The organism is Bradyrhizobium sp. CCBAU 25338, assembly GCF_028128965.1.
In the GTDB taxonomy this organism is placed as follows: domain Bacteria; phylum Pseudomonadota; class Alphaproteobacteria; order Rhizobiales; family Xanthobacteraceae; genus Bradyrhizobium; species Bradyrhizobium liaoningense.
Genome location: NZ_LFKY01000020.1, coordinates 1 through 10,490, shown reverse-complemented (window position 1 = coordinate 10,490; position 10,490 = coordinate 1). Strand labels below are relative to the sequence as shown.

General features: G+C 58.3%; 10 protein-coding genes. 6 read left to right on the top strand and 4 right to left on the bottom strand.

Annotated features, from left to right (window positions below):
* The 3 genes from ACM42_RS08570 to ACM42_RS08565 all read left to right on the top strand — a co-directional run.
* Positions 1-461 (top strand): hypothetical protein (locus ACM42_RS08570; protein ID WP_271527520.1); only part of this gene is annotated, 461 nt, incomplete at its 5' end.
* A gap of 326 nt (positions 462-787) precedes the next feature.
* Positions 788-1,165, top strand: a complete 378-nt coding sequence (locus ACM42_RS38660) for a PilZ domain-containing protein (protein WP_369424078.1) — start codon at positions 788-790, stop codon at positions 1,163-1,165.
* Positions 1,166-1,272: 107 nt separating this feature from the next.
* Positions 1,273-1,488 carry a hypothetical protein gene (locus ACM42_RS08565; protein ID WP_036046582.1) on the top strand — a complete coding sequence of 72 codons (216 nt, stop codon included), beginning with the start codon at positions 1,273-1,275 and terminating at the stop codon, positions 1,486-1,488.
* Positions 1,489-1,924: 436 nt separating this feature from the next.
* Here the strand turns inward: ACM42_RS08565 and ACM42_RS08560 are convergent, their stop codons facing one another.
* The gene (locus ACM42_RS08560) at positions 1,925-2,089 is read right to left on the bottom strand and encodes a hypothetical protein (protein ID WP_157785314.1); all 165 of its coding nucleotides are present in this window, start codon (positions 2,087-2,089) and stop codon (positions 1,925-1,927) included.
* A gap of 339 nt (positions 2,090-2,428) precedes the next feature.
* On the opposite strand from ACM42_RS08560, the gene ACM42_RS08555 reads away from it, so the two are divergent.
* Entirely contained in the window at positions 2,429-3,292 is an 864-nt protein-coding gene (locus ACM42_RS08555) for an outer membrane protein (protein ID WP_225126637.1), read from the top strand.
* A 372-nt stretch (positions 3,293-3,664) separates the two neighbouring features.
* Complete coding sequence (locus tag ACM42_RS08550) at positions 3,665-4,051, top strand: hypothetical protein (RefSeq protein WP_036046585.1); 387 nt, start codon at positions 3,665-3,667, stop codon at positions 4,049-4,051.
* 955 nt (positions 4,052-5,006) lie between these two features.
* On the opposite strand, the gene ACM42_RS08545 is transcribed toward ACM42_RS08550, so the two are convergent.
* Positions 5,007-5,780, bottom strand: coding sequence for an acetoacetate decarboxylase family protein (locus ACM42_RS08545; RefSeq protein WP_109146014.1), 774 nt, complete (start codon positions 5,778-5,780; stop codon positions 5,007-5,009).
* A 471-nt stretch (positions 5,781-6,251) separates the two neighbouring features.
* Here ACM42_RS08545 and ACM42_RS08540 point away from each other — a divergent pair, with 471 nt between their 5' ends.
* A complete protein-coding gene (locus tag ACM42_RS08540) occupies positions 6,252-7,520 on the top strand; it encodes an IS256 family transposase (protein WP_036046588.1) in 1,269 nt (422 codons plus the stop codon).
* Between the two features lie 133 nt (positions 7,521-7,653).
* Here ACM42_RS08540 and ACM42_RS08535 read toward each other — a convergent pair whose 3' ends face one another.
* Positions 7,654-9,102: a hypothetical protein gene (locus ACM42_RS08535; RefSeq protein WP_036046590.1), complete on the bottom strand. Its 1,449-nt coding sequence runs from the start codon at positions 9,100-9,102 to the stop codon at positions 7,654-7,656.
* Positions 9,103-9,559: 457 nt separating this feature from the next.
* The coding region (locus ACM42_RS08530) for a DUF3141 domain-containing protein (protein WP_271527517.1) at positions 9,560-10,490 on the bottom strand (931 nt) is incomplete at its 5' end.

Here is a 10,490-nt window from a genome sequence, read left to right as displayed (position 1 = left end):
CTCGCGATGGCAATGGAGATTTCACCATCTATCTGCTCAACTATGATGGCAGCCGACTTGTCGATCTCGATCTCGGCAATACGTCCAATGATAACATCCTGTTCATTCGCCATCACGACACGGCCTCCATTTGTGGTCGGTTCGGCTGGAGGTGCAGCGGCGGGACCCTATCCGTAGAATCGAATCAAAAGGCGGATAGCAAAGAACGCCCCCGCAGCTACCACTGCCGTCATGGCTATCGCGAAAGCTATTCTAGCGGCTTGGATGGTGATCTCTTGGCGTTAATTCGAGGGGGCGATCTTGGTGGGCAGATTCACATGCTTCCGCCCCTTACGAGTGACGGTCGCGATGAGGCATTATCGCCGAAGGCGAACTGCGACGCACCTACCAAGATGGTGGGGTATTATGAAGATTTAACGGCCTTGCTGTGGCAATACCATCCGCTCAATCCTGCCTTTTGACATACTGAAGGAACACACCGGGAGGACAATTTGCCTTACACAATCGTCTTTACACAACACCTCCACCCCAGCCACTGACAGTCCTTTCTGCGGCGAGCGGCCACAGGCCTACCGTGGTATTTTGCACCATTGCCGCCATCTCCACCGTTGAGGCCAGCAGTGCCATTCAAGGCCCGGAAAGCTACGGGTCCAACCGCGAAATCGCGATCGGCCACAAACGGTAGTCGTCCGGAATTCCCTCAACCTGAGGATCGCTCTACAGAATTTATCGCGATGGTTATTGGGTTTCGGAATAATGTGGGAAGCGCCAACAAGAATAACGGAGAATGAGGGATATGAGCCTGGAGCGCCAGTACCGAGAGCTAAAGGATTTGCAAGAAAAGGTCCGTCAACGTGAAGGGAAGAATTGGTCCCGGCGGTCCCTCGAAAGGCAGTCGGTGTGGCGAGAGGTTCTTCTCTCAATTCCGGGACACATCACCTCCGAGCCATGCCTGGTGCGTGATCTATCCAGTAGAGGCGCTGGCATTCAGCTTAACGGACTCACGCTTCTGCCGACGGAGTTTTCGCTTTCTTTCGATGGGTTTCGCACCACCTCTCCTTGTCGCCTCACGTGGCGACAGGGAGACTTTATCGGGGTGGCGTTCCAAAACACGGACCGTTATTCAGCCCTCGTGAAGCCAAATACGAAGCCTGTTTTGCGGTAGTAGCGCCTTGCGTCAGCTTCCCGCACCGAGAAAATGAGTAGTTGCTAAATCGCGCAAATTGAGATGAATACGCCCACTGGCTGGAGGCAAAGCCCCAGAGGCCGACTATGCCAAGGACCATTCGTGAACAGCTCGAAGAAGTGGAGCGAGATATCACACTTTACAATGAATTCGCAGAGGCTGAGAAAGCTCGCTTCAAACTTGAGTGTTTCCTTTGGACCGCGGAAGAACGCATCGAATGGCAGGAGACGCAGCGTTCGATTGCCGAGTACCTCAGGGAGCTCCACGACAAGCGCATCTTGCTTGATGAGCTTGAAGAATGACCTAGTGCTTCGCCGCCGTAGGCATACGATGAAGGCGCCAGATTGGCACATGCACGTGAGAGTCGGGCTTGCCAAAATACCTCCCGGCCCGGGGCGCGCGTACGCACGTCTTCCGCTAGGGGAACGAACACTGGTGCTACACAACACGGACAAAAGACACTCAAGTCGTCTTATGGGTCTTTCTGAGACACGCCTTGGCGACTGCTGGCGCAAATTGCGCTAATTAAGGCCGCATTCGCCCGATGAGCCACAGCTCGACTGCGGCTTTGTGCGTCCATTTCCGCGCCAATTTTCCTCGCGTCTTCTGGCCGATTTCTAGCTGGTTCGCAGCGCAGTCAAAGGCCGAAAGTGAAGGTGCGCAGTCCCGCGATCCCGGGCCGCCTCGGCTTTCCCAAAGTACCTTTGCAATCGATGGCCCTCGGCGGCCTCGCGCGGGTCAATCGACCCACGTCGCGCGCCATCCCTTGCGCTCGGCATCAGAGACCACGCGCTGCCGATCCCAGCCGAGCATGTAGCTGAGGATGGGGTGTGTTCGGATCACGCGGCTTGTCGGTCCTAGGACTACAGCAGCGTGGAAGTGCGGCGCATCGATCACGATCATCGGCCGTGCCCTTGTCGGCGCAGGTCTCGTCTAATCCGGCCAGCTCGATCTTGAGCGCTTGGTCCCGGTAGCCGAACGTACTGCACCGGCTGCGCTGGCTGTCGGCATTGAGACCATTGTCAGCAACTTGACGCCGGACGCCGCGACGAAGTGCCTGCAGAGCCCGCGAATTCACTTCGGCACGCGACTTGCTCTCTTTGCCGCATCATCACCAATCGCAGTGCGATGGTCTTCGGGACGGACTCGGCGCGCGTCGGTGTTAGCGTCTGGTCCGCCCCGACGGTTTTGCTGCGCGATAACTTAAGGGCGCTCGGTCGTGGACCGAGAAAATACAGGGACGTGTTGGATGCGATCTGGAGTTCTTCTTTTGGGAGCCACGACAATTGCGCTCGTCGCAACCGATGCAACGAATGCGGCAGACCTCGAGCCAGGAGTGAAACTGCCACCGGCGGCTATATTGGCGGGCACGTCGGCGGCGGCTACGGCCGCACCTCCTTCAGCAATCCCTACGGTCCGTCGATCTATGGCGATGTCGTCGATACCCCAGTGTTCCTCGCCGGTGGCCAGATCGGCTACAATTGGCAGAAGAACGGTTGGGTATTTGGTGTCGAACTGGATGCCAGCGGTGCTGTCTCCGACGGGACAAATACCTGCCTCGCCGCCTCCGGCTTTATTGTGAGCGCAAACTGCAAGGCAGGTCCCAACGTCTTTGCCACCGGGACCGGTCGCGTCGGTTACGCGTTTGGCGCGCTGGGCCACACGCCGGCCTATCTCAAGGGAGGCGTCGCTTGGCAAAACAACCGGGGCGACGTCGTCAACAACTTCGAAGGCGGGTCGCCACAGGAGAAAGCCCACTTCGACTATGGTCGCCTTGGCGCCACCATCGGGCTGGGCGTCGAGCAAGCGCTTACGCCTGCATGGTCGGTGAAAGCTGAGTATGACTATCTGCATTTCGGCGGACCGAGTGTCGCGACTCCTCCGACGGAGCAGAATCCGCCGTTCGCAATTCTTCCGGCGAACACAACGGGCCTCTCCAGCAACTATCACATCGGAAAGATCGGCTTGAACTACCTTTTGGCTCCGACCCATGGACGGCGCAATGGTCGGATGCGCCGCTGTACGCGAAAGCACCCGCCGGTGCGCCGATCCGGTGTAGCCGGTGTAGGCCGCAGGCTGGTTGGTTCATTCCCGTGCCAGCGCTGAGCAGCTTGGGGTTTTCTTTGTGGAACCTGACGAACTCGATCAGGTTTTCGATGCCAAAGTCGCAGAACGCCTGAACACCATCTTCGCCGACGCCATAGACCCACTGGCCGCTCTCTACACGGCTTTTGCGACATGCCGATTCAGACTCTCCGCGAATTATAGCCATCGGAGCACCTACCGGGAATCTGGCAGACTGAACAATCCGCCTCCAGCATTGGTCACGTCAAATGTCGTCCTTAAGTCAGGTCCTTGCGATCAGGGCTACCAAAAGTGGCAGGTGTCCCATATTGGAGATCGTGTTACCCTCTGAAGGTTGATTGAGCTGAGCCGCGAAACCAATCACAACGTTACAGTTCAGAGAGGAGACGTTCAATGGCATCGAGCGTAGCTGAAGACGAGAAACGCCGTACACAGCAAGCGCCGCAAGTGACCCAGGCATCGGCTGCTGGGCCAGGTGGCGCCGCCGAGCACACTAAGCAGTCGACGGCAGCCACGCGCGCTTCATTCGTGTTTGCAGATTGGCAGAAGTCGATCGAAGCAACGACAAACTTCTTCGCGGCGGCTTTGAAAGACGGTTTGAGATTGACTGCTTCCTCTTTGCACGATCACGCCAATTTTCTAAAAGTCGTTGCTGAGGTCAAAACGCCCTCCGAGTTGCTGAAAAGCTATCTGGACTTGGCAGAGCGATCTTGGTCGAGATCGTTCAGTGAAGGCTCGAAGTTGTTGGATAATCTCAAGATACAACAACATCAGCGTTGAGCAGTCGAATCGTGTAGATCATATAAGCGACGACGAGCTTGGGGCAGTCGCCTAGTACTTTCCCAAGATCGTCTGATCGGCCAGTTCTGATGGCAATGCGCCTTCGGTAGAGCAAAGCATTTTCGAGCGGCCGGTGGTCAGCTCATTGTCGCCGTTTGCTGAAAACGGACGCGGGTGTAAGAGCAGGAAGGCCGTCCAGGCATTGGTGCCCGCAATTTGTATTATAAGGCCACGATCGGAGCAGCGACAGCATTGCTTATGTGCCGGTCCGCACCGTGGCTGCAGGCGCACCTTGAAAGAACTCGGAAGCCGCGAGCCAAAGGCCGCTGGCGGCGTGGGTTCCTTGGCATTAGCGCCTCGATTTCTGTCCTGGGCCAGCCATTAGGGATACGCTGAAGCGTTGTGGTGATCATGCGAATGATCGACGTTGTTCATATTCGCAGTCTGCAGCAGTGATGATCACCGCTTTTCATCCGCGAGCTCGCTGATTATGCCGCAAGCCGGATTATGCCGCATGAGCAGTCTTCTTCGCTTCGAGGCTGGCACCCGTTGGTCGCCACGTCGCTGCGCGGGGACCAGGTCGCCGCTGGCATGGCACTGACCAAGCGGCTAGTTCCGAACGACGCAACGCACGTGCCCGCGGCTGCTCGGCAGCTGTGGAGGGGCACCAGCGCAGCATAGCTGGCATAGGAGAGCCAACGGGTTCTTTCATAGCCGTCGGCGTAGACGGCGTTGATGGTCTCGGGCGTTAGATGGCGATGAAAGGCGGACGTTCTCCGTCGACTCGCCACCGAGAAGTCGCCCCGCGGCGGGCGCACGCGGCAGCCTTCTCCCTTGCGTGTTTCATGCAGTGCGTTAGGACCCTAGCTTGCGTCGCTGTAATGGCCCATCAATGGGCACGCCAAGAGCCCGCGGCTGAACTCAGGATCCGATGAACTCTAAAGCTTATCGATCACTATTTGCCTGGAGTTGCGGTTTCCGAAAGGATATCAATGACCTCGAGCTTGGCGTCATACTCCTCGTATGTGCCAAGCATGGGTTCGCCAAGTGCAATATTGTGCACGGGATCGACAATCGAGGGTGAGTCGTAAGTTAGGGAGATGGGTCCAGTAAATTGAACTTGATCGCCAAGCTCGTCGCGTCGCAACGTTCGCGCGGTGCACCATTTGACGAGCTGCGTTACTGCGCCCTTCCCGCGCTCATTGATGGGGGGCAAATGCCGAACCGAGTAGAAATACGTCCGCGCAGAAAACATCTGTTGCGAACTCGAGCTCATGCGCTGGTCCGGTTGAGCGGTAAGAGTCAGCAGGCGCTTGCCAGCTGGACGCTCGAGCGTACCCTGAATTAGGCCACCTTCTCTAATCAGAGTAATGTGCGCCAGCTTTTTTGGAGCACCAAGAACCTCTCGTCCCGAGGCAAGCGCTGCATCATTCGTTGTCACGTAAATGTAAGGAATGTAAAAGCCGGTCTCACCGCCGGGATCACGAACTTGAATTCCTGAATAGCACTCCAAGTACGGCCCCACAGTGCTTGAGGGATAGCTCGCGACCCCCACAACGGCGATTGCAGGGTTTGCTACGGGTACTAATCCCTTCGGTAGTAGAGAGGACACCTCGCTCCCCACGCTGAATACAAGGTTTATGGCTTGGCAGCCGAGAAACGCGCTGCCACGGTCTCTGCTCCCACGGTAGAGAGGCGCATCAAGAGGAATACCTTTTACCTCGGGCATCGCATTCCTCCTCGCTCTTGGAGTGTTTGGACGCAACTGTAGATTCAGCTAACTCATCTCAGCAACAGTGCTCGGTTTTTGAAGCATCCTGAAGAGACTGTGATGATGCAACCTCGATGATGCAACCTCCAATGCAGCTCGGTGATCCCTCGGCTCATAGAGCGCTGATCATGATCGTCTCGCCGACGACGCGTACAGTTCTGCGCGCTGCACCTCAATTCTGTGGTGCAGAATGAGCTTGACGATCGTGCGTTCATTCCCGTGAAGTATGCTCACCGACGATGATGATAACTCGATAGGCCTCTCTATCTGTCGCATGCAACGTCGATGCCAAGCACCTCATTCGGTGTTAGAGGACTCGCTCGGATGAAGATGAGCTATGCGGGAAAGTGGGTGCTGACGGAATGAGATAGGCGGCGTATCGAGGCGGGTGTCGAGCCTGCCAGAACCTCTCGAGGAGAGCGATACGCCATGAACGATACTAGCAACATTGTCCCGCTTCGTCAGCCCGACGAGATCGATGATCCACTGACCAATATCCTGCGCGCCGGAGCGCGGCAGCTTCTTGCACAGGCCGTCGAGGTCGAAGTCGAGACATTTCTTGCCACGGTGAATGATTTGAAGCTTGCCGACGGACGCGCCCGTGTCGTGCGGCATGGTTACGGCCCGACGCGAACGATCCAGACTGGCGTCGGCCCGGTCGAGGTCGCGCGGGCGAAGGTTCGCGACCGTGGAGCGTCCAGCGAAGGCGAACGCATCCGGTTCAGCTCGGCAATCCTGCCGCTGTGGGCGCGGCGAACCAGAAGTCTGGATGCGCTGTTGCCAGTGCTCTATCTGCGCGGCATCTCGACCGGCGACTTCCAGGAGGCGCTGACGGCCCTGCTGGGCAAGGATGCGCCGAACCTGTCGCCGGCGGTGGTGTCCCGGCTGACGGCCGAGTGGCAGGGCGAGTACGAGCGCTGGCAGAGACGCGATCTGTCGGCGCGGCGATACGTGTACGTGTGGGCCGACGGGGTCTTCCTGCAGGCCCGCATGGAAGACCACGGCGAATGTATGCTGGTGCTGATCGGCGCGACGCCGGAAGGCAAGAAGGAACTGATCGGCTTCCAGGTCGGCGTCCGGGAGAGCGCGCAGAGCTGGCGCGAACTCCTGATCGACGTCAAACAGCGCGGATTGCAGATCGCGCCGGAAATTGCCGTCGGCGACGGCGCGCTCGGCTTCTGGAAGGCGCTCGACGAGGTCTTTCCCGGCACACGGCACCAGCGATGTTGGGTACACAAGACCGTCAACGTCCTGGACAAGGTCCCGCTCTCGGTGCAGGCCACCATGAAGAAGGATCTGCGCGAGGTCTATTGGGCGCCGAGCCGGGCGTCCGCCGAAGCGGCGATCGACGTCTTTGCCGAGAAATACTGCGCCAAATACGGCCGGGCGGTCGACTGCCTCGCCAAGGACCGCGACGCGCTGCTGGCCTTCTACGACTTCCCTGCCCAGCATTGGGATCATCTGCGCACGACCAACCCCATCGAAAGCGTGTTCGCGACTGTGCGGCACAGAACCGTGCGGACGAAGGGCTCGTTGTCGCCGACCAGCGCCAAGCTGATGGTGTTCAAGCTGGTGATCACCGCTTCAAAGACCTGGCGGCGGCTCAAAGGCACAAATCAGTTGCCCAAGGTCATCGCAGGTGTCAGATTCAACGACGGCATCGAGGTCATCCACGTGCCGGCAAACCACGCCGCCTGATCGCCTCATCACCCAAAATCCCGCATAGCTCCCGAGCAAGAAGCGAACGCGAAAAGGCGCTTTTATCGGTTCGCTTGGCTGGAGCTCCGAGCTAATTACGCTCTTCATAAGTTTGCCGCTTGGTGCAGGCGGTTCATCGGCAATGCAACGAGCTGCCAGCGAGAATGCCAATCGCGCGCAGCGCGGCGGCCGCTTTCGCGAGTGGTGTAGTCATCTTGACGGTGCCGATTTCGTTGCTGGGCATGGTGTCAATTCGTTGCAGCAGTCGCGCGAAGCTGCTGACTTGTCTGTCCAGAAGAGCGACGTCGACGTAGTCGCCCGGTTCAATACTTAACAGGTACTGCGGCACGGTTACGAGCGCGATGTTTGGGATGCCTTTTAGGTAGAGCGGCTGGCCTTCGCCGAACTGAATGAGCGCGTTTGGGGCCGACACTCTCGGCGCTTGCCCGGTTGTACGCCACTCTGATTCGATAAGCGCCGTCAGCTGCGCGGTGGAGGCGTAGAGCAGTTCGGGTGCGGGGTTGCCTGTCGGCCCGTAGGTGTTTTTGAGGGGATTGTCCCGGTATTCCCGAGCGCCGAGGTGCTCGATCACCAGGCCCGCCACCGCGTGGCGATCTCCCGGGCCACCAGCCCACCATTGTGGGTGATCCCGCAACCAGCGCGAAGTGGCTTGGCCATAGTCAGTGACCGCCGGGATTCGAAGGTGTCCAGCTGTTAACACGAAGATGACGGTGCGTGCCAATGGTTGAGCGACCACCAGGCGCGCGAGTTCGACCAAACCGATGTGGCCGTTCTCCTCGACAATATTTGTACCGTCGCTGTGGCTTACCACGAGCACAGTTTCGTGGGCTGCGCTGTTACCTTCCACGGCCGCCCATATTGTTCGCATGGTGCCGTCTCGGTCGATCACGGCGTCGACGATGAGCATCGCCTGCCTGCCCAGAGAGGCGGCGTCCAACACAAAGTCGGCGTCGTCTCCGGCCACGAAGACCGCTGGAATGTTCTGGTAGGGCAACGTGAACGGTAAGTACTGTCCTTTGGCGTTGCAAGTGCTTATGCCACGCCAGGCGAAGATCACCGCCTCAACGCCAGCTCGTCGAGCACGCGCCAGACCGAGGCCGGCGAACGTGGCAGGCAGCAGCGGCATAGGGGTCTTGCCCCATGCACGCGCCCGATCCCAAGTCTTGACCGCCGCATCAAACGGGAACTCCCGATTTCGGACCTCGACGACCGCAATTCCTCCGCGCGCTTTGCTCCATCGCGGTATTGGACCGCGCAATCTGTACAACTGCTTCTCGGTCCCTAGGGGGCCGGTGGTCCCCGAGTAGGGAAAGACCGAAGAGATCGCTATGTCGCGCCCGTCGATCTTAAGACGCAGACCGTCGGGATTTTCGGCAGCCATGCTCCAGCGATCGAAATGCAAGACGTCCTCGTGAACTCGCATACCGAAGTCGGCCCACTGCTGTTTGACATGCTCTACAAGTTGATCGTGGCTCTTTGAGCCCGAGATTCGGGAGCCAAGGGACTCCAAGTACATCAGCTCGGCGCGGATGGTATCGTGGTCCACGGCGAAGAACTCCATTCTGCGGATTTCGGCAGGGAGAAAGTGCCCCAACAACTAATATCTCTGCTCGGTCCGGAGGAAGTCGCCAGATTCGACGACTTCAGCGCGGCTGGTTCTTATCTGCAAAGGGAACGCATCGGTATCTGCTCACTTCTTTCGTCAAGTCAATTCTTGAATTCGAGCCCTCCGTACCATCAGCGCTCAGGATCCGGAACACACAATAGGCGCGCGTCGAACATGTTTGGCCGCTCCAGCCGTAAGCGTCAGAGTACAACGTGCAGGACGAACTGGCTTCAAATCCTGTGCCAACTACGAGGCGCATCGACATTGCCCTCAGTTGCCACGCCTGGCGCTCAAGCCAATGGTCATCCTTTACGCCAAGCATCGACGCTTTACTCAGCCTTCATTTACGCCAAAGGATTTTCGGTAACATCGCCGGTGATTGGCGGCTGCTCAAGCACCTGAGCAAACCGCCCTAGGAGGTCGATCGACTTCGGCGACATTTCCGCGATGGGACCGGGTACATAGCGTGCGACCAGGTAGGCGCGGCGGCGCTCCTCAGAGTCATCCAGCACAATGGCAGGGTCTCGATTGCTTGCTCCCGTTCCAAAGTGGCGATGATGGTCTGTTGGCGAGTGATTGTAGTCAGACGGTCAGAAGGGACAGAGCGGAACGGCTCGTTCTCCGTCAGGACGCGTGACCAGCGATCGAGACGGTCGCGGCGGATACCGCCGCGATCGCTCACAAGCAGCGCCATAATGCGGATGACGGCCTCGATGAAGCCGCCGGTCGCGATCATCTTAAGCGCAAACTGAACGTCCGGGCGCGACCTCAATTCTTCTCGCGTCATTTGCCTCGCCTGCACTTCGTAGCGATCACTAAAATAGTGCTGCAAAGGAGTGTTCCACATGCTGTGGAACATCAGCTCATACATCATGTCGCGCAGGTCGCGCCAGCAGATCATCGCATGTGCGATATGCTGCACATACAAGGCTTCCGCCAGCAGGAATGGATTATCTACTCTGGCCTTGGCTCGAGACTGGCGAACCTGCTCGCTTATGGACTTGAAGCCAGCCAGCATCAGATTTCGCGAAGACATTAGCGCTCGCGACAGGCGCTCCGGGTGAACACTTCGGCTAGCTTGGGCCGTGAAGGTTGTGACTGCAGCTCTGACGAAGGGGCGGGCGATTGTGTGATAGATCTGTGCCTGAAGTTCAGACGCCCGGTCAACCGCACCGAAAGGGAACTCATCGCGATAGTCGTCGTTCAATGCCCGGATGTCCTTGAAGCTGCGTTCGACTAGTTCAACACTGAAGCTTTTTCGTCCATCATGTTCCAGAGCTGGCTCCGGAAATCTGGACAGGGCGGTAAGTGGAGTTTCTGCCTGACGGCGGGCAAGATTGTCC